The sequence below is a fragment of the Thermostichus sp. OS-CIW-29 genome (genome assembly GCF_054058195.1).
The window spans coordinates 75684-95909 of record NZ_JBSSAB010000003.1 but is presented as its reverse complement, the minus strand read 5'-3'; the positions used below and the strand labels follow the sequence as shown (position 1 = coordinate 95909).

Here is a 20226-nt window from a genome sequence, read left to right as displayed (position 1 = left end):
CTTTTTCGATAGGGGAATCCGAGCTCCCACAAGTCGGCAGCAGGGGCCGGCAGGCATGCTTTGGCTTCAGCATTCATCTCCTCTCCACAACAGACACCTTGGCGAGGGTTAAACCCAACCGGACTGAGTTGAGGATGGGCGGGGATCCCTCTGCACTCATCGGATTCGCCTGAACCACTATACCGTGAGCCTCGGTTCAGCTAGAAATCGCAGGAGCCCCGCACTGCACCCGTAGGGTCAGTGCCGGGAGGAATGCGGAAGTCACAATAGAACCATGACCCAAGTCCTGACCGTCTCCTGTAAGCTCAAGGCGTCCCAGTCGCAAGCCGCCAAATTGGACGCGACGATGGAGGCTTTTGGCCAAGCCTTGAACTGGGTCAACCAAAACACACCCGAGAAAGTCGCCAACGCCGTTAAGCTCCAGTCTCTGTGCTACCGCGAAATCCGTGCCCGGTTCGGCTTGTCCAGTAACTTGGCTCAACAGGTGTGCAGACGGGTGGCAGGCGCTCGCAAAGTGGCGAGACAGCGCAACCGTCCGGTTAAAGAGTTCAAGCGTAGGTTCGTTACCTACGACGCACGTATCTTTTCATTCCGCGAGAAAGACTGGACGGTGTCGCTGACCACGGTGGAAGGGAGAGAACGCTTTGAGCTAGCCATTGGTAACTACCAGAGGGGAATGCTGGCTGGCTCTAACCCCAAATCGGCCACCCTAGTCCAGCGGAAGGATGGCTCCTACTACATCCAGATTTGCGTAGAGAAAAAACCACCCAAGCAACAAGATACCGACAAGGTGATCGGGGTGGACTTGGGAAGGACGGATATTGCCCATACGTCAGACGGGGACAATTGGAATGGACAGCAGTTGAACAGAGTCCGAGACCACTACTCCCGGTTGAGGGCGGTACTCCAACGCAAAGCCAGTAAGGGCACACGCAGTTCGCGGCGCAGATGCAGAGAACTGTTGCAACGGCTGTCTGGCAAGGAGAGGCGCTTTCAGGCGTGGGTCAATCATCGCATCTCCAAAGCTATTGTCTCTAGGGCAAAGACCACAAACAGCGCTATTGCCCTGGAAGACCTGACAGGGATCCGGGAAAGGGTCAATCAACAGCCGCGCAACAAGGCCGAACGGCGCAGAACCAACAGTTGGGCGTTCTACCAACTACGCCAGTTTCTGGAATACAAGGCGAGGGTTGCAGGGGTTTCTCTGGTTCTTGTGCCGCCTGCCTACACGTCGCAGACCTGCCACAAGTGTTTGCATATCCATCCCGATCCTGCGCAATCCTACCGCAGTGGCAAGTCGTTCAAGTGTGGACACTGTGGATGGGAAGGGGATGCGGATTTGAATGGTGCGAATGTGATTGCGCTTTTGGGGGCTGTCGTAAACCGGCCTAGAGGTTCGGGCCTGTTTTGTTCTCTGGTAGAGCAGAACAGGCTCAGGGCTACTGAAAGCCCGCTCCGTACCGCTTAGCGGTCGGAGCCGGGTAGTTTACCTCCCACCATCCCTAGGGGGCTGGCGGCAACGAGCAAGAAATGGTGGCGATCCCTGGCCTCATCTCCCGAACAGGCTTGATAGCCTAGAGGAAGCGAGATGTGGATACCCATGTCAGATACTCCTGCGGTCTTGGTACAGCAACTTCAGAAGCGCTACGGATCCACAGTGGCCGTGGCGGATGTCTCCTTTCAGGTGGAACCCGGCCAGATCTACGGCATTCTCGGCCCCAATGGAGCGGGCAAGACCACCACTTTGCATTGCCTCTGCACCTTGCTCCGTCCCGATGCGGGCCGGATAGAGGTGTACGGGATCCCGGCCAGCGAAAACCCCAAAGCGGTACGAGAAAAACTGGGGTTTGTCGCCCAAGAGGTGGCCTTGGATAAGGTGCTGACCGGGCGAGAATTGTTGCAGTTGCAGGCCGATCTCCACCACCTGCCTCGCCCCTTGGCTCAAGAGCGAATCGTTGCCGTCCTGGAACTGCTGGGGCTGACCGACCGCGCCGACCAGCGCATCGGTACCTACTCCGGCGGGCTGCGCAAACGCTTGGATCTGGCGGCAGGACTGCTCCATCAACCCCAGGTGCTGGTCTTGGACGAGCCCACGGTGGGCCTGGACATTCCCAGTCGGCTGGCCATCTGGGATTTTTTGCGCCAACTCAAGAACACAGGGATCACAGTGGTGCTCAGCAGCCACTACCTGGAGGAGATCGACCTGCTGGCGGATCGGGTGGCCATCATCGACCGGGGCAAGGTGATTGCCGAGGGAACCCCCGAGGAGCTGAAAACCCGCGTCGGCGGCGAGCGCATCACCGTCAAGCTGCAGGAATTTGCCCCGGCGGAACTGGCCCAACGGGGTGCCCAACTGCTGGGATCCCTGCCCTTTGTCCAGAAGGTGGTGATCAACAGCGCCCAGGGCAACGCCCTGAACCTGGTGGTGCAGCGGAATGGAGAGGATCCCCTCAGCCAGATTCGCGCCCACTTGCAGGCTCATGGGCTAGAGGTGTTCAGCAGCACCCAGTCTCGTCCCAGCTTGGATGATGTGTATTTGGCGGCAACCGGGCAAACCCTCATGGATGCGGAGCTGGCCGCTGCCGAGGCCAATCTGGGCAAAAAGAAAAAGTAACTTCATCACCTCATGATCGAGCCCCATTGATCCCTGTACAAAGGCATATCGAGATATTTATTGGTTGTATTGGTTGATGGATTAGATACTGCATTCATTCATCACACATTCATTGATCACAACTCTACAGGAGCTTGGGTATGACCTCTGCCTCTTCCCCGGTTCAATCTAACCCGATCCCCCTTCTGACGGCTGACTTTTGGCAGGAGACCTTTGCCCTCACCCGCCGCTTGTTTATCCAACTGCAGCGTCGCCCCACAACCTTGCTGGCCGGCATTATCCAGCCGTTGCTCTGGCTGATTCTATTTGGAGCCTTGTTTCAGAATGCTCCTGCCGGCATTTTCGGGGCCGGACAAAACTACACCCAGTTTTTGGGGGCGGGAGTCATTGTGTTTACGGCTTTTGGTGGAGCCTTGAATGCCGGAGTGCCGGTGATTTTCGACCGAGAATTTGGCTTTTTGAACCGGTTGTTGGTGGCTCCCCTCACCTCTCGTTTTTCCATTGTTCTTGCTTCTAGCCTGTTTATCGTCAGCTTGGCGTTGCTGCAGACGGCAGTCATTGTGGGGGCAGACTACGCCCTTGGGGCCGGGATCCCCGACGGGCCAGGCTTGGCGGTGGTGGCCTTGATCGTGGGCCTGTTGGTCTTGGGCTTCACGGCCCTGAGCTTGGGCTTGGCCTTTGCCATGCCGGGGCACCAGCAATTGCTGGCTTTCATCTTTTTGGTCAACTTGCCCCTGATCTTTTCCAGCACGGCCTTGGCTCCCCTGAGCTTTATGCCCACCTGGCTGCGTTGGGTGGCCAGCCTCAACCCCCTCACTTTTGCCATCGAGCCCATCCGCCATGTTTACCGCAGCAGCCATTGGAGCTGGGCCGATGTGGTGCTGCAGGCTCCCTGGGGCGATCTCACCCTGGCGGGATCCCTGGGCCTTTTGACGGGGTTTGTGGGGGTGTCGGTTCTACTGGTGCAGGGGGTGTTGCGCAAAAGCTTGGCCTGAGCCTCTCTGCCCAGGCTGTGCCCCTCAAAGCCACTGGCGGGAAACGGACTTCTCCATAGCTGCCTGTGCCCGCTGCACCAGAGCCAGGGGGCTGTCCTGGGCTGGGGAAACGCTGAGAGAAGGAGTAAGGCTGCGAGCCTGCAGAGCCATGTGGAGCTGCAGTTCGGTTACGTACTCCCGCAGGCCAAAGTTAGACCCAGAAGAAGAAGGAGCCGCTGAAGAGGGGTGAGACACAGACATCACGGCAAAGAGTCCTTCGCGAAATGGCCACTGTTGCTCTGCTAAGGTATCACGCCCACCCCTTTTCCGAAGCTTCCAAAATGTTAGCTTTGATTAAGATTTGCAACCGTTTGGCCATGGTGGTGCTCAAGGATTGGCAGCGCTCCAAGTTGGATCCCAGCGACGATGCCCTCTTTTACAGCTATCCTCGCTTCGTGACTCATGTGGATTCTGGCTTCATCGGCCAGCTCACCGATCTATACCGCGAGCATTTGCGGCCCCAGACCCGCATTCTCGATCTAATGAGCAGTTGGGTCTCCCATTTGCCACCTGAGATGGAGTTTGCCCATGTGGAGGGGCATGGGATGAACCCTGAGGAACTGGCGGCCAACCCCCGGCTGGATCACTTCTTCATCCAAAACTTGAACCAAAACCCAAGTCTGCCCTTCCCTGATCAATCCTTCGACGCGGTGCTAAACACGGTCTCGGTGCAGTATCTGCAGCAGCCGGAGCAGGTGTTTGCCGAGGTGTATCGCATCCTAAAGCCCCAGGGCCTCTTCATCGTCAGCTTCTCCAATCGCATGTTTTTCCAGAAGGCGATCCAGGCTTGGCGGGACAACTCTGAGGCGGGGCGGGTGGAGTTGGTCAGGCGCTATTTTGAGTCGGTGCCAGGGTTTGCGGTGGTGAAAGTGATCCAGCGGCCTGCCCCTATGGGTTGGCTGGGCTTTTGGGCAGGCGGAGGCGGGGATCCCTTCTATGCCCTGATTGGACAGCGGACGGCGGGGTAGAATTCTCCAGCTTGCCTGTGGCGTGCAGGCGGGATCCTTGGAAATATCCAACAAGACTCCAGCATCCACCAGATCTTGCAGCTGTGTTATCCTCGCTACCCTCATAGGTCTGTCTTGTTCTCCGGTCTTTCTGACAGTTCTTCCCCACAAAACGGCGATCCTTCCCCCCTACCCATCTCAGCAATTGGGGAGGCGGGGCTGCTGCAGATCGTGCAGCGCTACTGTCCGGCCCAGGTGGTGGGGGATGATGCGGCGGTGTTGGCTGCTCCGGAGGGGCAGTTGGTGGTGACAACCGATGTGTTGGTGGAGGGAGTTCACTTCAGCGATCTGACGACCCCGGCCCATGCGGTGGGCTGGCGCGCGGTGGCCGCCAATCTATCGGATCTGGCCGCGATGGGATCCCGTCCGCAGGCGTTGGTGGTGGGTTTGGGCTTGCCGGGCTCCACACCGGTTGCTTGGGTGGAGGAGCTTTATCAAGGGATGCAAGCCTGTTGCGCCCGCTGGGAATGCCAACTGGTGGGAGGGGATCTGTGTCGGTCGCCGCATCGATTTGTGGCAATCACGGCCCTGGGATCGGTGCAGCCGGGGCGGGCCATTCAGCGCAGACGGGCTCAACCCGGCGATTGGCTGGTGGTAACAGGGCCCCACGGAGATGCGCGGGCAGGCTTGGAGCTGCTTCTCCATCCTGAACAGGGATCCTCAGCCACGGCAGCCGAGCGCGAGCAGTTGATCAGGGCTCACCAATACCCACGCCCGCGACTGGATCTGTTGCCCCTCTTAGAAGGGATCCCGGATCCCTTGCGCATTGCCGGTATGGATACCAGCGATGGTTTGGCAGATGCCCTGGTGCAGGTGTGTCAGGCCAGTGGGGTGGAGGCAAGGATTGCCGTGGAGCGGATCCCGATTTCAGAAGCTTTGCGGCAGGCTTTTCCGGCCCAAGCCTGGGAGTGGGCGCTTTATGGGGGCGAAGATTTTGAGCTGCTCCTCAGTGCCGAGGTGTCGGTGGCCAAGCATCTGTTGGAAGAATTGCCAGGGGCCGTTTGGATTGGAGAAGTGACAGGCTGGGATCCGCAGGGAACCGTCTGGCTGAAGGACGGGCAGGCCCTCAGCCGTCAACAAGCCTTCCAGCATTTCTGAGAGAAGTTGTGCTGCAGGATGGCCACCCAAACTGCCAACAGTTGAAAACAAATCGACTTGTGGGAGAAAACAAGCCCTAGGAAGGATTCGATAACCTATGAAGTGGAGAGAAGCTGAGACAAGGAAGCAAATTGACTTGGAATAGCTTCAGGCAACTGCTCAGAACTCGGCAGAACTTGGAGAAGCATTGGAGACTCTACTCATGAAAGCTATCCTAACAGCAGCCATTCTTGGCCTGGCCGGGATCCCTGCGTTGGCCCCCTTGCCCAGTTCGGCTCAGCCGCTTTTTGAATTGGGTGCCTACCGCCTTGAGCAGGGGACGATTATCCCGGTCGGCAGCCTGAGTAGCGAAGGGCCGCAATACTTTTATCCCGACACCGTCTATCCCCTGGAAGTGGCCGTTACTCAGAACATTTTTGACAGCCAGGGGCGCTTGGTGATCCCGGCGGGTAGCCGCATTTTTGGACAGATGGAACCTGCACCGGGCGGATCCCGCTTTGTCGGCACTTCCATTGTTCTCGGCGGTCGTACCTACAGCCTGCGGGCTTCCTCCAACATCCTCCACGACGAAAAGGATCCCCGTCAGTATTCGGCTGAGGCCATCGCTCAGGATGCAGCCATTGGGGCAGCCGCGGGAGCCATTTTGGGGGCCATCACGGGCAGAGTCTCGGTGGGCAATGTCTTAGGAGGCGCCGTGACCGGAGTGGTGGTGGGCAATGTTACCGCTCCCCAGGTGGTGGTGCTGCGCCCCGGCCAATCTTTCAATCTGACCTTGGAAGCTCCGCTGACGCTGTGAGGTTCCATTTGGAGGTGTTGATGGTCGGCGACTTGTGATTCACTGGGGATCAAGTTGCCGATCCCTGTTTTCATTTCATGGCTACTGAATCTAAGCCCACTCCCCCCCTCTCCTCCACCGAGCACAGGTTTACGGCTGGAGAGGAGAGCTTTACCTACAGAGCGCTGGCCGGTTGGCAGACCCTTTTTCAGCGGGAAAAACCGGTGGCCGAGATCTTTCACGTCGCCTATCTGAAGCAAGACTCTGCTGCCCAGCACCGCCCTCTCACTTTTGTGTTCAACGGTGGGCCTGGGGCAGCCTCTGCCTACCTGCACATGGGAGCGCTGGGGCCCAAACGGATTGGCTTCGGGCCCAATGGCAGTTTGCCCCCCTCCCCGGTGCGGCTGGTGGACAATGCCGAAAGTTGGTTGCCCTTTTCCGACCTGGTCTTTGTCGATCCGGTGGGGACGGGGTTCAGCCGCGCCCTGCCCAAGGATTCTCAAGACCCCAAAGATTCCCGGGAGAAATCCGATCCGGCATCCAAGCCCCCTCAGCCGGATGCTAAGGTGGAGGAGCCTCCTAAGGAATCGCCCTTCTGGGATGTGGAGCGGGATTTGCAATCCTTGGGAGAATTCATTCAGGGCTTTCTTTCCCGATACAAACGCTGGCTCTCCCCCATTTTCATTGCCGGCGAGAGTTACGGTGGGTTTCGGGTGGCGCGGCTGGCCAAGGAGCTGCAATCCAAGTTTGGCGTGGGCCTGTCGGGGGCCATTCTCATCTCGCCTGCGATTGAGTTTGGGTTGCTGGAGACCAACGATTACAACCTCAGCACCTGGGCAGCCCTTTTCCCTTCCTATGTGGCCACAGCAGCCCATCATGGACGGTGTGGCTGGGGGGAGGATTTGCAGATCCTGCTGCCCAAAGCAGAACACTTTGCCCGACAACGTCTGCTGCCCCTCTTGGCCATGGGGGAGGCAATGCCAGAGGCAGAACGGCAAGCGGTGTATCAGGAAATGGCAGCAGGGATCGGCCTATCTCCAGAATATGTAGCCCACAAAGGCGGGCGGATCGATATCGCCAGTTTTGCCCGCGAGCTGTTGCGGTCGCAGCGACTGGTGCTGGGGCTCTACGATGCTTCTGTAACCACGGTGGATCCCTTTCCGGATCGGCCTACCTTCGAGGGATCCGATCCCACCTTGGATGGGATCGATCGCCTGTTCACGGCAGCCATCAACAGCCACTTGCGAGAGACCTTGCAGGTGGAAACGGAGTTGACCTATCACCTACTGAACCTGGAGGTGTTCAAGTCCTGGCGGTTCACCCCAAAAGGAGAGTTTAAGCAAGGATTCATCGGGGCAATGGACGAGCTGCGCAGCAGCATGGCCCTCAACCCCCACATGCGGGTGAGCATTCATCATGGCTTTTACGACCTGGTCACGCCCTACTTTGCCTCGAATCACCTGGTGGATTTGATGAAGTTGGATCCGCGGTTGAAGGCCAACCTCACCCTACGTCATTATCGCGGCGGACACATGTTCTACACCTGGGATCTCTCGCGGTTGGAGTGGTTTACAGAAATGCGTGAGTTTTACTCGAAAACAGCTTCCAGCTCAGCTTACTAGCGCAGGAGCCCCGCACTGTACCCGTAGGGTCAGTGCCGGGAGGAATGCGCTTTGATGAAGTACAATGAACTTATGAGCCAAATCCTGAGCATCTCCTGCAAGCTCAAGGTGTCCCAGTCGCAAGCCGCTAAATTGGACGCGACGATGGATGCCTTTGTGCAGGCACTGAACTGGGTCAACCAGAACACGCCGGAGAAGATCGTCAACGCGGTTAAACTGCAATCCCTTTGCTACTACGAGATTCGCGCCCGATTCGGCTTGTCTAGCAACTTGGCCCAACAGGTCTGCAGGCGGGTGGCCGGCGCCCGCAAAGTGGCGAGACAGCGCAACCGTCCAGTTAAAGAGTTCAAGCGTAGGTTCGCTACCTACGACGCTCGTATCTTCTCGTTCCGCGAGAAAGACTGGACGGTGTCGCTGACCACGGTGGAAGGGAGAGAACGCTTTGAGCTAGCCATTGGTAACTACCAGAGGGGAATGCTGGCTGGCTCTAACCCCAAATCGGCCACCCTAGTCCAGCGGAAGGATGGCTCCTACTACATCCAGATTTGCGTAGAGGAAAAAACACCCAAACAACAAGATACCGACAAGGTGATCGGGGTGGATTTGGGCAGGACGGATATTGCTCATACATCGGAAGGAGATCACTGGAATGGACAGCAGTTGAGCAGAGTCCGAGACCACTACTCCCGGTTGAGGGCGGTACTCCAACGCAAAGCCAGTAAGGGCACACGCAGTTCGCGGCGCAGATGCAGAGAACTGTTGCAACGGCTGTCTGGCAAGGAGAGGCGCTTTCAGGCGTGGGTCAATCATCGCATCTCCAAAGCTATTGTCTCTAGGGCAAAAGCTACCAACAGCGCTATTGCTCTGGAAGACCTGACAGGGATCCGGGAAAGGGTCAATCAACAACCCCGCAGCAAAACCGAAAGGCGCAGGGCCAACAGTTGGGCGTTCTACCAGCTACGCCAGTTTCTGGAATACAAGGCGAGGGTTGCAGGGGTTTCTCTGGTTCTTGTGCCGCCTGCCTACACGTCGCAGACCTGTCACAAGTGTTTGCATATCCATCCCGATCCTGCGCAGTCCTACCGCAGTGGCAAGTCGTTCAAGTGTGGGCACTGTGGATGGGGAGGAGATGCGGATTTGAATGGTGCGAATGTGATTGCGCTCTTGGGGGCTGCCGTAAACCAGCCTAGAGGTTCGGGCCTGTTTTGTTCTCTGGTAGAGCAGAGCAGGCTCAGGGCTACTGAAAGCCCGCTCCGTACCGCTTAGCGGTCGGAGTCGGGTAGTTTACAGTCATAACATACTCGCCGGGCGAGGATTCTGGTTCCTGGTTTTGCAGCAGCACTTATAGTCAATTCAAATGGCAATGAGACACTAGCCGGTGCAATAGCTCCGCTAGAAAGTTCCTCTATAGCGTGCATCTTGCCCTCTTGAAATTTAGGCCAGGACAGTGGCCCACACCCAAAACGTTGCATGCACAGGGCCATAGGGCTTTTCTCAGTAGCTCAAACGACCCTACTCCCTACAACCAGTCGCGTAGCTCTGAGCTGGGGATCTCACGGCGCTCCCCGGTAACCGTGAGAAAAATCGTGAGAAAAATAATGAGCGGTTTTGATTCCTGTCTTTCCCTCTTCTTGAGAGAGAGAACTCAGATGGGATCCCTGTGGGCTAAGGGGCTTGTTGTTGACTTTGAACAGGAGGGATCCGGCGCAAATTCAAAAGCACCATTGCGCTGAGGGGGCGCGTGTTGGCCAGTAGCCCCACGATCAGCAGCAGCCAACTGTTCAAGGCAGTATTGGCCAGCAGCCAGCCCATCAACAGAGCCGATCCTGCCCCTTCGGCAACTGCCGCCAAGAGCCAAGCCCGGCCACCTTTCCAGCCCTGAGACCACAAGGCCCATTGCAGCCCACCGACGCCAACCCCCACCAGCAAACCGCGCAGCGCATCTCCCATTGCCTGCAAGACATTTTGGAGCCAGGGATCCGTCGGGTTAAAAGCAGAGGTTGCTACCCCCACCTGGGGAGCGAGGAAATCCGCCGCCGCCCAGCCCAAAGCCGTGGCCAGCAAAGTTGCAGCCACCCATCCCACCGAAACCTGCCGCCGCAACACCAGCCACTGCAGCAGCCCCATCAGCAAGCCAAGGCCGGCTCCAGCCACCGCTTCTTGTAGTGATCCCAAAGCCGCCAGCAGAGGCGCTGATGCCCCCAGCCCCAGGTAGCCGATCCCAGCCGCCCCCAAATTGGCCAAGAGCCAACTCAACGCCGACCCTTTGCCCAGGCGGGGTGCATTCAGGGGTGCATCCAACAGATGAGAGCCGGACTTGCTGTTGACATGTTCCTGCCCAACCTTCTGTTCCACCTCGCGCAGTCCCTGTTCCGCTGAAGGGTTACCCGGTTCCAGCCGCAGCACCCCTTGATAGTCCATCTGGGCAAGGCCCCAATGCCCCTGTCGTTGGTGGGCCAGACCGCGGTAGAGATAGTAGCGGGCTTCGTTGGGGGCGCTCTGGATCAGCTCATTGAGCAGATGGACGGCCATCTTGTACTCGCCTGCCTCGATCAGCCTTACCGCCCGTTGTAGCTTTTCTTCCTCGTCTGGGGCGGCTCGACCCATCGGCTGTTGGGAAGTCGGCTGGCCAAATCCGGTCGGGATCCGCTGGGGACGAACACCTTGAGGTGAACGAGAGGAATTTGAGGGGACGAACGGGGCAGGAGGGGCAACCTTGTTTCCATAGACAGCCTGTAGCTGCTGGCCGAGCACTTCCATGTTGGCCGGGCGGAGGGCAGGGTCTTTCTCTAGGCACTGGAGGATGACCCTCTCCAGAGCAGCGGGGATGGGGTGGGCTAGCTTGTGGTCTTGGAAGGGGCGGGGCTTTTGAAAGTTGTGGACGTGGTACCAGCCCTGCAAGGTGTCGGTATCCGGCTCGAAGGGCAACGCACCGGTTAACAGCTCGTACAGCACCACCCCCAGGGAATAGATGTCGGAGCGGCCATCCAGCTTTTCTCCGCGCATTTGCTCCGGCGAGGCGTAGACCATCGTGCCCAAAAAATAGCCCGTTTGCGTCAGGCCACGAGAGGTCTCCCCCATGAGCTTGGAAATGCCAAAGTCCAGGATCTTGACCCGCTCTTTCCCATCGGGCCCTTTCTGCACAAAGATATTGCTGGGCTTGATGTCGCGGTGGATGACGCCGCGAATGGAGTGTTTGCCCAGATCCATCTGAAAGTTGTGGGCGTGGTGCAGGGCAGAGCAAATTTGCAGAGCCAAGTTCACCACTCGCTCTGGGTGCAAGGGGCCTTCCCGAGCCAGCACATAGTCCAACCCCTGGCCGCTGTAGGGTTTGGCATTCAGGTACTCCATCACCAGATAGGGCTGGTTTTGGTACAGGCCGTAAGAGCGCACCTGCACGATGTTGGGGTGCTCGCCCAACAGAGCGCTGACCCTGGCCTCATCCATGAAGCGTTGCTGCAGTTGCTGGTAGTACTCTGGGCCCATGTCCGGGGGCGGCGGGCGCAACAACTTGACGGCCACCAGCTCTTCATTGAGCTGGGTATCCACCGCCTCGAACACATTGCCGTAGCCACCCTCGCTGATGTGGCGGGTCAGCCGGTAGCGGTTGCCAATCAGTTGTCCAATCAGGCGCTGGTTCATGGAGGAGGGCGGCCAGCTGAGGAGTTTACCTATGATTTGATTCTATTCAGCTTATGGGCCTAGAACCTGCTTGTGAGGGATCCGCTGCCATTGCGACCCCTTTTCCACCCCAAAAGCCAGGGATCCCGCTAGGATTGGGGCATGAGTGCTCCTTCTGCAACTGCTGCTCTATCCCCTTTCTGGCTGGAGGTTACCGAGTTTGCCTTGCAGGCTACGGCCAGCGTGGGATCCCAGCTCTTGGCAGACTTTGGCCAGGCCCACCCTACGGTTCGCGCCAGCGGGACGGAGTCCTTAAAAGCCGACGGCAGCTTGGTAACCTCTTCTGACCAGTGGGCAGATCGCGCTTTTCAAGGGGCCATTGCCGCTGCCTACCCCGATCACGGTTACCTGAGCGAGGAGTCCAACCACATTTTTCCCGAGAAGGAGTGGTGTTGGGTAGTGGATCCTTTGGATGGCACCACCAATTTTGCCCGTGGGATCCCCATTTGGGGCAGCTCCTTGGCTTTGCTGCATTGGGGCGTGCCGGTGTTTGGCTGTGTCCATCTGCCGCCCATCCGCCAGACTTTTTACGGTTATTGGCCTCGGTTTCCTGGGGATGCAGCAGCAGGAGCTTTTCTCACCCGCCACGACCGGGATCCCGCCTGTCCCCAGCCAATCCGTCCTAGCACCGCCTCACCCGGCCCCAACCAATTGTTCAATTTCTGTTCCCGCAGCAGCCATTGGATTAGCCCGCAATTCCCTTGCAAAGCGCGGATGTTGGGGGGCGCTGCCTACAACCTGCTGGCGGTGGCCGGTGGCAGCCTTTTGGGGGCGGTAGAACGCTCGCCCAAGATCTGGGATGTGGCGGCAGTGTGGGCCATTGTCAAGGGGGCCGGCGCCGTTTGGGAACCCCTGAGCTGTGCCGATCCGGATCCCGGCCAGCCTCTCATTCCCGGCAAGGATTATGGCCGACTCACTTACCCCGCCCTGGTGGCAGCTCAAGCCGAGTGGATCCCCTTATTTCGCGCCTTCATCGCTCTGTAGCTTTCGTAAACGGCCTGCACGTTGTACCAGTTGAGGAAAAAAATCCGGCACAGCTCCAAGGCCAACTGCGAGCGGCCATGCCGGATCAACCAGCGCAGCAGCGGTTCCACCCGCTTCTCGTTCAGCCAGCCCCCCAGGGATAAAAGGCCCCACAGGAATTGGTGCAGGGGCGTCAGTTGGATCATCAGGCGCACGGCCCAGGTGGGGTGTTTTTGGTAAAAGAGAATACCCATGCGGCCCCGCTGCCGTTCCCGCTCAATCAATCCTGGGATCTGCTGCAGCTCAAAGGGCGGATGCCAGTGGTAGCCGGTGGCCTGGGGGCACTTGACCAGGCGCAGGCCCAAACGTTTTAGCCGCACCCCCAGCTCCAGGTCTTCCCAGCCGTAGAGGTGAAACCGCTCGTCAAAGGGGCCGGCGGGGGTTTCGCAGGCCAGCTCCAACCAATGGCGGGCAATGGCCACGTTGCCGGTGGCGAAAAAGGCTGCCGAAAAATCGGTGGGCTTGAAGGGTTCGGAGCGGGGATCCTGAAAATTGCTCGTGTTGATCACCCGCCCGTAGGTGAAGACCTTGGCCTCGTGGGGGGAGCGGGGATCCCCTGTAACGCCGTGCCGCCGCAGCATCTGGGCGTGGCTGGCCAAGAAGTGATCCACCACCACCAGGTCGCTGTCGATAAAGACGATGAGGGATCCCTGGGCGTGGCGAAACCCCAGGTTGCGGGCAGCGGCGGGGCCGCGGTGCTCCTGCTGCAACAGTTTCCACTGGGGCAAGCCAACGGGGTTGTTCTGCAGCCATTCCACTGTGCCATCGGTGGAGCCATCGTCCACCACCACCACCTCGTAGCCCTCGTAGGGGCCGGGCTGCTGCTGCGCCAGGGCCCGCAGACACTGCTCCAAAATGGGACGGCGGTTGTAGGTGGGAATGATGACGCTGATGTACACCGGGGATCCCTGGAGATGGCCGTGCAACCTTAGAGCAAAAGTTGAGCAAAACGCTTCAGGGAGGAGGGGTTCGCGCTGCCTGTTAGGCTAGAGGGCTTTTAGGAGCATGACTCTAGTCAATAATAAGCTCAACTATACTGAAAATAATGTATAATATGTTCATTACGGATTACTACCAGTTGATCTTTCTGTTTACTTTCGAGTCTGCCAACATGGTAGCCAAAGCAAAGCAGAAAATTGGTAGTAAGACGACACGGAAACTGCGCTTTGGGTATTCTACTCAAAGCTTTGCGGGATACCGCCATTCTGTTTGGACTCCGTCCCGCTAACGCGAATGGAAACAAACAGAATGCTATCGCTGCATAGTTGAACAGTGATGTTCAGCAGTGTTCAGTGTAAATGTATCAGCTCTGCCGACTGGCGCACCGTCTCGAAAAAGTAATGGACATTGGCCTCTGGAGTGCTTGGGTGAATGCCGTGGCCCAGGTTCATGATATGCCCACGGGATCCGGCTTTTCGAATCACCTCTAGGGTGCGCTGCCGGATGAACTCCGGGGATCCCAGCAACACCATCGGATCCAGATTGCCCTGCACCGCTAGGGATCCCAGGCGAGCCCTGGCCTCTGCCATGTCGCTCATCCAATCGAGGCTGAACACGTCGATGCCGGCTTTGCCCACCCGCTCCAGCAAAGCGGCGCTGCCGTTGATGTAGAGGATCAGCGGCACCTGCGGATAGCGAGCTTTCACCTGATCCACAATTTGCTTTTGGTAGGGCAAGGCCCAACACTCGTAATCGACTGGGCTGAGCTGTCCGGCCCAAGTATCGAACAACTGCACCACCTGGGCACCGCCCTCGATCTGGTAGATCACGTAGCGGGCAATGCTGTCGGCCAGCTTGCTCAGCAACTGATGCAGCAATGGCGGCTGCGCGAAGGCCAAGCTCTTGATGTGGGCGTAATCTTTGGAGCTGCGCCCTTCCACAGCATAGCAGGCCAGAGTCCAGGGGGAGCCGACAAACCCCAGCAGCGTTGCTTTCCCTTCCACCTCGCGGCGCAGGGTGCTGAGAATGGTCTTGATAAAGGGCAGACTTTCTTCCGGTTCCAGGAGGCGGATGCGTTCAATTTGGGCTTGCGAACGAATCGGCGGGTCGATGATCGGCCCCTGATGCTCCACCAGCTCAAAGGGGATGCCCATGCCCTCAAGGGGGGTGAGGATATCGCTGAACAGGATCACTCCATCAGGGGCAAAGGCCCGAAACGGTTGCAACGAGATCTCGACGGCCAGCTCCGGGATCTCGCAACGCTGCTTAAAGGTGTACTTGCTTTGCAGCTCGCGGTAGGCCGCCATGTAGCGACCCGCCTGGCGCATCATCCAAACTGGAGGGCGATCCAGCACTTCCCCTCGGGCCGCCCGCAGCAAACGGTCACCCAAGTGCTCCGCACCGCTGGCGGTGGAGGAGGTGGCGCTGAGCTGAACAGGCGAGTGGGACATAGGAGGGCAATCCGGCTAAAGATCCTTATGAATCCTGACATTGTGGCGACAGCAACCGCAAGTTGGCGGCTCAGGATCCCTGCAGTTTCTTCATCGGCTGCAACTTGCTGTTACTTCTTACCCTTTTGGCCTCTGGGCTGGGATCCCCAATTAAAGTGGACATGAGATAATGACACCTGACAAGTCTGTTGAAGAACGGCTCGACAAGGATCCCCCCATTGCCGAGTTGAGAGGAAACCCCGCTTGGTTGCCCAAACCTTTAACCTGAAAGCCTACCTGAGCCAGCGTCAGCAACAGGTGGAAGAAGCTCTCTCTGCAGCTTTGGTTCCCGCCTATCCGGAGCGCATTTACGAGGCGATGCGCTACAGCCTATTGGCAGGGGGGAAGCGCCTCAGGCCCATCCTCTGTCTGGCTGCTTGCGAGTTGGCCGGCGGCACTGTGGAGCAGGCTCTGCCTACCGCCTGTGCCCTGGAAATGATCCACACCATGTCGCTCATCCATGACGACTTGCCGGCCATGGACAATGACGACTTTCGCCGCGGCAAACCCACCAACCACAAGGTGTTCGGCGAAGACATTGCCATCTTGGCAGGAGATGCCCTGCTGGCCTTTGCCTTTGAGCACATTGCCAGCCAAACTCAGGGGGTACCGCCGCAGTTGGTGTTACAGGTGATCGCCCGCATTGGCCATGCTGTGGCTGCAACCGGTTTGGTGGGGGGACAGGTGGTGGATCTGGAGTCGGAGGGCAAGGCCATTTCCCTGGAAACTCTGGAGTACATTCACAGCCACAAAACCGGCGCTCTATTGGAAGTCTCGGTGGTTTCGGGAGGGATCCTGGCGGGGGGAGATGAGGAGCTGCTGGCCCACCTGAGCCGCTACGCCCGCGATATTGGCTTGGCCTTTCAGATTGTGGACGACATTTTGGACATCACCGCCACCAGCGAGCAACTGGGCAAAACGGCAGGCAAGGATCAAGCTGCCGCCAAAGCCACCTATCCCAGCTTGTTGGGCCTAGAGGCCTCCCGGCAAAAAGCCGAGGAGCTGATTCAATCGGCCAAGGAAACGTTGCGCCCCTACGGACCGCGGGCAGAACCGCTGCTGGCTCTGGCGGACTTCATCACTCGCCGTCAGCATTAGGGCAGGACAAGAGGACAAGTTAGATGGGATCCCTGGAGACCCTGCTCGCATTCCTGTGCTGGAGAGCCGTATGCTGCAACAGTTGATGGCCAATCATGTCCTCTGGGTTGCTTTGCTGGCCAGTGTGTTGGCCCAAGCCATCAAGCTGATCCTTTCCTATGTGCGGTCAGGCAAGGTTAACCTGCGAGTCTTGGTGGAAACCGGGGGAATGCCCAGCTCCCACGCAGCGTTGGTGACGGCTTTGTCCGTTGGGGTGGGGATGCAGGAAGGCTGGGACAGCCTGCTGTTTGCCGCGACGGTGGTTTTCGCATTGGTGGTGATGTACGATGCCGCGGGGATCCGCCAAGCCGCTGGAAAACAGGCGCGGGTGCTGAATCGCCTCCTGGAAGAATGGTTTGAAGAAAAGGGCGCCGACCGTTTTCCAGAACCCTACCTGAAAGAATTGCTGGGGCACACTCCCGTTCAGGTCATGGCCGGCGCGGCTTTGGGGGCAGCCTGTATTACATTGTCGTTTGCCCTGGGAGTAAACTGAGAGCCATTGGGGCATGCTAAGGCAGAAGTACCGCGGGGTGGTCATGGCTTCCAGTTCTCAACCTCGTCCGATCCAACGTTGCCCTTCCTGTGGCAAGCCGATCCCAGCCTACCGGTTCAAGTCTCCCTACTGCGACCACTGCGGTTGGCGGGCGGCCCCGGCAGCGCAAGCCCCTCAAAAAGGCGGATCCCTGGGCCAGAAAATCGCAGCTCAGGTAAACGGGATCGGATCCCAAGGTCAACGCCTCAAGGTGCCCCCTCTGCTACAGCCGCTGCTGAACTTCAACTTTTACCTCTATCTGCTCTGGGGGATCAGCCCTCTGTTTCCGCTGGTGGTGGATCGACCCCTGCTGGCCGAATCCAACTATCTGCTCCTAATCCCGCTTTTGTTGAGCTGGGGGCTGCTTTATTTGGCGGTGCGAGATCTGCCGCTGCCGGACAATTTGCGGCTGCCGCGCCTGTTGTTGGATGTATCGTTCATCCTGCTGCCCTTCTTCCAGAAAATTAATGTGTCCAAAGCCCCCAACCGACCCTATTGGAATGCTCTGCTGATTTGGGTGATCGGGATCCTGCTGCTTGCCGCTTTGCGGCTTTGGAGCTTTAGCCTGCTCCTGACGGCGGTGACCTTGCTGTTGACCAGCTTTTGCACGCTGCTGTTCTAACCGAGATCCTTGCAAAGAACCTTAATATTTAATATTTAACATTTCATGAGCATTCCTGCTGCCCGTCAACGCTTTGCCCTTGAAATCCAATCGGAGCCCATCGATCTGGGTCGGGCGGCCCTCTGGATTGCCCAAGAAGCCTATCCCGATCTGGAGGTGGAAGAGTATGTGGCCGCTCTGGATGAGATGGCCGCAGAGGTGCAAGAGCGCCTTCCCCCGGAGCGTTATCCCCTGCGGGTCATCAAGATCTTGAATCACTATCTCTTTGAGGATCTGGGCTTTCGTGGCAATCGCGAAGATTATTACGACCCACGCAACAGCTTTTTGAACGAAGTGATCGATCGGCGCACCGGGATCCCGATTACGCTGTCGCTGATCTATCTAGAGCTGGCGCGGCGGATCGATTTTCCCATGGCAGGAGTGGGCATGCCCGGCCACTTTTTAATCCGGCCCCTGTTTGCAGGCGCCGAGATTTTTGTGGATCCCTTTCAGCAGGGGGAGATTTTATTTCCAGAAGATTGTCAAGAGCTTTTGTCGCAAATCTACGGGCCTGGGATCCCTTTCCAAGAACACCACCTACGCCCCACCCCTCCCCGCCTGATCTTGGTACGCTTGCTCAACAACCTCAAGCAAATTTATCTGAGCCGCGCCGAACTGGAACCCGCTTTGGCAGCAGCGGAACGGATCTTGTTGTTGATCCCTGAATCCTTGCCCCACCTAAGGGATCGCGGGCTGTTGTATTATCAGTTGGGCCGTTGGCAGCAAGCCTGCCAGGATCTCAAGCGCTACTTAAAACAGGCGCCTTTCCACCCCGAGATCAATCGCTCTGATGAGCATTTAATCCGGGAAATTGTCGAGAGATTGGAATCTCATCCCGACTCATGATAGGAGCATGCACAATTGCTCTCAGTTGTGCGTTGTGTAAGTGTGTAAGTTTTGAGCAAGATCTGCCGTCGTTTGCAAGCAAGGCTAGGTTTCTAGCAGGGATCGGAAGCAGCCCTTACCTCTTGGCGCAAAATGGCTTCTACCAACTCATCCAGAGCCTCTAGATCAGATGGATCATAGTTTCTTTCCCAGAGGATTTGGTTAATGTTGGACTCCTGCTGCAGAGTTAAAACCGAAGATTGTAAAACCTCATCGATGATCTGGCGAATGCTCATCTTAACCTCGCAATCGTGAGAAGAATTGATGGCTTTGGCTCATAAGCCTAGAATGCTGGAAACGCTCTGCGATAGCCATCGTGAGGATCACGTATTTTGACATCAGAATCTGGGGCGACTCATCCAAACCCTTTCGGGGAAATCGCCAATAGTACTTTTACGGACTTGAGCTATGGATGGCGCTGAAGTCTGCGAACTTCTCAGGATCTTCTGAGACAGACCTGCTCCCCATTGAGGGCAGCTTGGGCCTCATCGTCTGTTGCGAAGGCGGTGCGAATGATGCGCTCACCGGGATGGCGATCCCCTGCCGAAAGGCCGAGATCCCGCACCACAAATGAGCGCTGGATCCAGCGGTCGAAGCCATCGTAGCGGGGAGAGAAGGCAGTCCGTCCGTGGACGGTGCGGCGGTTGTCAATACAGAGCAGATCCCCTGTTTCCAGCTTGATGCCTCGGTAGACAGCGTGGATTCCCTTCCTCAGGGCTTCTAGAGCCAGACTGGCTTCGGGGGTGAGCCCCACCATCAGGTCTTCGTCGTAGTTCCAGAAGGGATCCTCTCGACGGCCATACAACACCGGCAAAATGGGGCCATTGATCAGGGCTTGCCGGTTGCCGAAGGAGTAGTCGATGCCGGTGCGATACAGGGGTTCAAACAGCAGCTCTCGATCGCGCTCTCCCAGCAAAGGCAGGACATGGCGGATGCTGGCGTAGGTGGTTTCCGCCACACGATCATGGTCGGGGCGCAGGCAAAACAGCAGCAAAAACTCCGGTGAGTGGGGATGAAAAACCGTCTCGCGGTGAAACTGTAGCCGAGTGCGGGATCCCTCGGAAGATTGCACCTCTTCGCTGTCGGGAGTAGGCACCAAGTTTTGAAACAGATCCCCGTTTTTTTCTTGGATGTAGGAGACCAAATGCCCCAAGCGGCTGCCGATCATCGCCAAGCAGCGTTCGCTGACAAAAGTGGTTTTCTCCTCAGAGCGCTGCGCCAGAGCCGGTGTGCGGGTATGGTCTAGTCCGGGATCCACGGGCAAGCCCCGCAGCAGCAGGATCCCTTCCGAATTGGAATACAACTGAAACTCCAGCAAGGCCCGCCGCAGATAACGGGGCAGCTCATCTGCCCGCATCTCGCAGTCCAGGAGAAATTCCTCTGTTTCCCGGTAGGGATCGGGCCCAGGTGCCAAAAACAGGTTTATCGTCTTTTCATCAAAGTCCCGACAATCGATCAGCAGGCATCCTTTTGCAAGCTGTGAAGTCTTCATCACGATCCCTCACCACCCACTGCCCTAGTCATAGCAGCCACAGCAACTTTTGGGCAGGGATCCTACACTCAAAACCCAATCTCGGCGAGTGTAGCGCACTACCCTTCGGTGCTAGAACCTCAGTCTGAGGCGGGGCAGAGTTTTGCCTGCTGCATCAGAAGTTAACTGGGGATCCCCATGTCTGGGCAAGATGTCCATTAGGATGAGTTCCAGGGGCTGGCCAGCGCAGGGAACCG

The 20226-nt window shown here is 57.8% G+C and carries 19 protein-coding genes; 13 read left to right on the top strand and 6 right to left on the bottom strand.

Going from position 1 to position 20226, the window contains the following annotated elements; all coding sequences use genetic code 11:
- Positions 1-274 precede the first annotated feature (274 nt).
- The 3 genes from ACVWZJ_RS02115 to ACVWZJ_RS02105 all read left to right on the top strand — a co-directional run bounded on the left by ACVWZJ_RS02115 (position 275) and on the right by ACVWZJ_RS02105 (position 3609).
- Complete coding sequence (locus ACVWZJ_RS02115) at positions 275-1468, top strand: RNA-guided endonuclease InsQ/TnpB family protein (RefSeq protein WP_457394301.1); 1194 nt, start codon at positions 275-277, stop codon at positions 1466-1468.
- Between the two features lie 132 nt (positions 1469-1600).
- The gene (locus ACVWZJ_RS02110; RefSeq protein WP_457394298.1) at positions 1601-2614 is read left to right on the top strand and encodes an ATP-binding cassette domain-containing protein; all 1014 of its coding nucleotides are present in this window, start codon (positions 1601-1603) and stop codon (positions 2612-2614) included.
- Between the two features lie 140 nt (positions 2615-2754).
- Positions 2755-3609 (top strand): ABC transporter permease, encoded by an 855-nt coding sequence (locus tag ACVWZJ_RS02105; protein WP_011433465.1) that lies wholly within the window; start codon positions 2755-2757, stop codon positions 3607-3609.
- A gap of 24 nt (positions 3610-3633) precedes the next feature.
- On the opposite strand, the gene ACVWZJ_RS02100 is transcribed toward ACVWZJ_RS02105, so the two are convergent.
- Positions 3634-3849, bottom strand: coding sequence for a hypothetical protein (locus ACVWZJ_RS02100; RefSeq protein ID WP_011433464.1), 216 nt, complete (start codon positions 3847-3849; stop codon positions 3634-3636).
- Between the two features lie 116 nt (positions 3850-3965).
- On the opposite strand from ACVWZJ_RS02100, the gene ACVWZJ_RS02095 reads away from it, so the two are divergent.
- The 5 genes from ACVWZJ_RS02095 (at position 3966) to ACVWZJ_RS02075 (ending at position 9416) form a co-directional block, all read left to right on the top strand.
- A complete protein-coding gene (locus tag ACVWZJ_RS02095) occupies positions 3966-4616 on the top strand; it encodes a class I SAM-dependent methyltransferase (RefSeq protein ID WP_011433463.1) in 651 nt (216 codons plus the stop codon).
- A gap of 114 nt (positions 4617-4730) precedes the next feature.
- Positions 4731-5753, top strand: a complete 1023-nt coding sequence (gene thiL / locus ACVWZJ_RS02090; RefSeq protein ID WP_457394295.1) for a thiamine-phosphate kinase — start codon at positions 4731-4733, stop codon at positions 5751-5753.
- 202 nt (positions 5754-5955) lie between these two features.
- Positions 5956-6549: a hypothetical protein gene (locus ACVWZJ_RS02085; protein ID WP_414330664.1), complete on the top strand. Its 594-nt coding sequence runs from the start codon at positions 5956-5958 to the stop codon at positions 6547-6549.
- Between the two features lie 77 nt (positions 6550-6626).
- On the top strand, positions 6627-8150 hold the full coding sequence (locus tag ACVWZJ_RS02080) for a S10 family peptidase (protein WP_457394292.1): 1524 nt from the start codon (positions 6627-6629) through the stop codon (positions 8148-8150).
- 72 nt (positions 8151-8222) lie between these two features.
- The gene (locus ACVWZJ_RS02075) at positions 8223-9416 is read left to right on the top strand and encodes an RNA-guided endonuclease InsQ/TnpB family protein (RefSeq protein ID WP_457394289.1); all 1194 of its coding nucleotides are present in this window, start codon (positions 8223-8225) and stop codon (positions 9414-9416) included.
- 399 nt (positions 9417-9815) lie between these two features.
- Here the strand turns inward: ACVWZJ_RS02075 and ACVWZJ_RS02070 are convergent, their stop codons facing one another.
- The gene (locus ACVWZJ_RS02070; RefSeq protein ID WP_457394287.1) at positions 9816-11792 is read right to left on the bottom strand and encodes a protein kinase domain-containing protein; all 1977 of its coding nucleotides are present in this window, start codon (positions 11790-11792) and stop codon (positions 9816-9818) included.
- 141 nt (positions 11793-11933) lie between these two features.
- Here ACVWZJ_RS02070 and ACVWZJ_RS02065 point away from each other — a divergent pair, with 141 nt between their 5' ends.
- Complete coding sequence (locus ACVWZJ_RS02065) at positions 11934-12815, top strand: inositol monophosphatase family protein (RefSeq protein WP_011433458.1); 882 nt, start codon at positions 11934-11936, stop codon at positions 12813-12815.
- Here ACVWZJ_RS02065 and ACVWZJ_RS02060 read toward each other — a convergent pair.
- Positions 12770-13753, bottom strand: coding sequence for a glycosyltransferase family 2 protein (locus ACVWZJ_RS02060; RefSeq protein WP_011433457.1), 984 nt, complete (start codon positions 13751-13753; stop codon positions 12770-12772). The two genes, ACVWZJ_RS02065 and ACVWZJ_RS02060, sit on opposite strands and share 46 nt — an antisense overlap.
- A gap of 390 nt (positions 13754-14143) precedes the next feature.
- A complete protein-coding gene (gene hemE, locus ACVWZJ_RS02055; RefSeq protein WP_457394284.1) occupies positions 14144-15244 on the bottom strand; it encodes a uroporphyrinogen decarboxylase in 1101 nt (366 codons plus the stop codon).
- Positions 15245-15487: 243 nt separating this feature from the next.
- Between hemE and crtE the strand changes: the two genes are divergently transcribed.
- The 4 genes from crtE to ACVWZJ_RS02035 all read left to right on the top strand — a co-directional run bounded on the left by crtE (position 15488) and on the right by ACVWZJ_RS02035 (position 18459).
- The gene (crtE, locus tag ACVWZJ_RS02050) at positions 15488-16381 is read left to right on the top strand and encodes a geranylgeranyl diphosphate synthase CrtE (RefSeq protein ID WP_011433454.1); all 894 of its coding nucleotides are present in this window, start codon (positions 15488-15490) and stop codon (positions 16379-16381) included.
- 70 nt (positions 16382-16451) lie between these two features.
- Positions 16452-16913, top strand: a complete 462-nt coding sequence (locus ACVWZJ_RS02045; RefSeq protein WP_011433453.1) for a divergent PAP2 family protein — start codon at positions 16452-16454, stop codon at positions 16911-16913.
- Between the two features lie 13 nt (positions 16914-16926).
- Positions 16927-17574 carry a hypothetical protein gene (locus ACVWZJ_RS02040; protein ID WP_011433452.1) on the top strand — a complete coding sequence of 216 codons (648 nt, stop codon included), beginning with the start codon at positions 16927-16929 and terminating at the stop codon, positions 17572-17574.
- Between the two features lie 45 nt (positions 17575-17619).
- Entirely contained in the window at positions 17620-18459 is an 840-nt protein-coding gene (locus ACVWZJ_RS02035; protein ID WP_011433451.1) for a SirB1 family protein, read from the top strand.
- A gap of 92 nt (positions 18460-18551) precedes the next feature.
- Here the strand turns inward: ACVWZJ_RS02035 and ACVWZJ_RS02030 are convergent, their stop codons facing one another.
- Positions 18552-18734 (bottom strand): hypothetical protein, encoded by a 183-nt coding sequence (locus tag ACVWZJ_RS02030; protein ID WP_011433450.1) that lies wholly within the window; start codon positions 18732-18734, stop codon positions 18552-18554.
- A 200-nt stretch (positions 18735-18934) separates the two neighbouring features.
- A complete protein-coding gene (locus ACVWZJ_RS02025; protein WP_011433449.1) occupies positions 18935-19990 on the bottom strand; it encodes a TauD/TfdA family dioxygenase in 1056 nt (351 codons plus the stop codon).
- Between the last annotated feature and the right edge of the window lie 236 nt (positions 19991-20226).

Bases quoted from the DNA above. Each gene is read 5' to 3' on its own strand.
- ACVWZJ_RS02115 (WP_457394301.1), top strand. From the start codon at position 275: ATGACCCAAGTCCTGACCGTCTCCTGTAAGCTCAAGGCGTCCCAGTCG.
- ACVWZJ_RS02110 (WP_457394298.1), top strand. From the start codon at position 1,601: ATGTCAGATACTCCTGCGGTCTTGGTACAGCAACTTCAGAAGCGCTAC.
- ACVWZJ_RS02105 (WP_011433465.1), top strand. From the start codon at position 2,755: ATGACCTCTGCCTCTTCCCCGGTTCAATCTAACCCGATCCCCCTTCTG.
- ACVWZJ_RS02100 (WP_011433464.1), bottom strand. From the start codon at position 3,849: ATGTCTGTGTCTCACCCCTCTTCAGCGGCTCCTTCTTCTTCTGGGTCT.
- ACVWZJ_RS02095 (WP_011433463.1), top strand. From the start codon at position 3,966: ATGGTGGTGCTCAAGGATTGGCAGCGCTCCAAGTTGGATCCCAGCGAC.
- ACVWZJ_RS02085 (WP_414330664.1), top strand. From the start codon at position 5,956: ATGAAAGCTATCCTAACAGCAGCCATTCTTGGCCTGGCCGGGATCCCT.
- ACVWZJ_RS02080 (WP_457394292.1), top strand. From the start codon at position 6,627: ATGGCTACTGAATCTAAGCCCACTCCCCCCCTCTCCTCCACCGAGCAC.
- ACVWZJ_RS02075 (WP_457394289.1), top strand. From the start codon at position 8,223: ATGAGCCAAATCCTGAGCATCTCCTGCAAGCTCAAGGTGTCCCAGTCG.
- ACVWZJ_RS02070 (WP_457394287.1), bottom strand. From the start codon at position 11,792: ATGAACCAGCGCCTGATTGGACAACTGATTGGCAACCGCTACCGGCTG.
- ACVWZJ_RS02065 (WP_011433458.1), top strand. From the start codon at position 11,934: ATGAGTGCTCCTTCTGCAACTGCTGCTCTATCCCCTTTCTGGCTGGAG.
- hemE (WP_457394284.1), bottom strand. From the start codon at position 15,244: ATGTCCCACTCGCCTGTTCAGCTCAGCGCCACCTCCTCCACCGCCAGC.
- ACVWZJ_RS02045 (WP_011433453.1), top strand. From the start codon at position 16,452: ATGCTGCAACAGTTGATGGCCAATCATGTCCTCTGGGTTGCTTTGCTG.
- ACVWZJ_RS02040 (WP_011433452.1), top strand. From the start codon at position 16,927: ATGCTAAGGCAGAAGTACCGCGGGGTGGTCATGGCTTCCAGTTCTCAA.
- ACVWZJ_RS02035 (WP_011433451.1), top strand. From the start codon at position 17,620: ATGAGCATTCCTGCTGCCCGTCAACGCTTTGCCCTTGAAATCCAATCG.
- ACVWZJ_RS02030 (WP_011433450.1), bottom strand. From the start codon at position 18,734: ATGAGCATTCGCCAGATCATCGATGAGGTTTTACAATCTTCGGTTTTA.
- ACVWZJ_RS02025 (WP_011433449.1), bottom strand. From the start codon at position 19,990: ATGAAGACTTCACAGCTTGCAAAAGGATGCCTGCTGATCGATTGTCGG.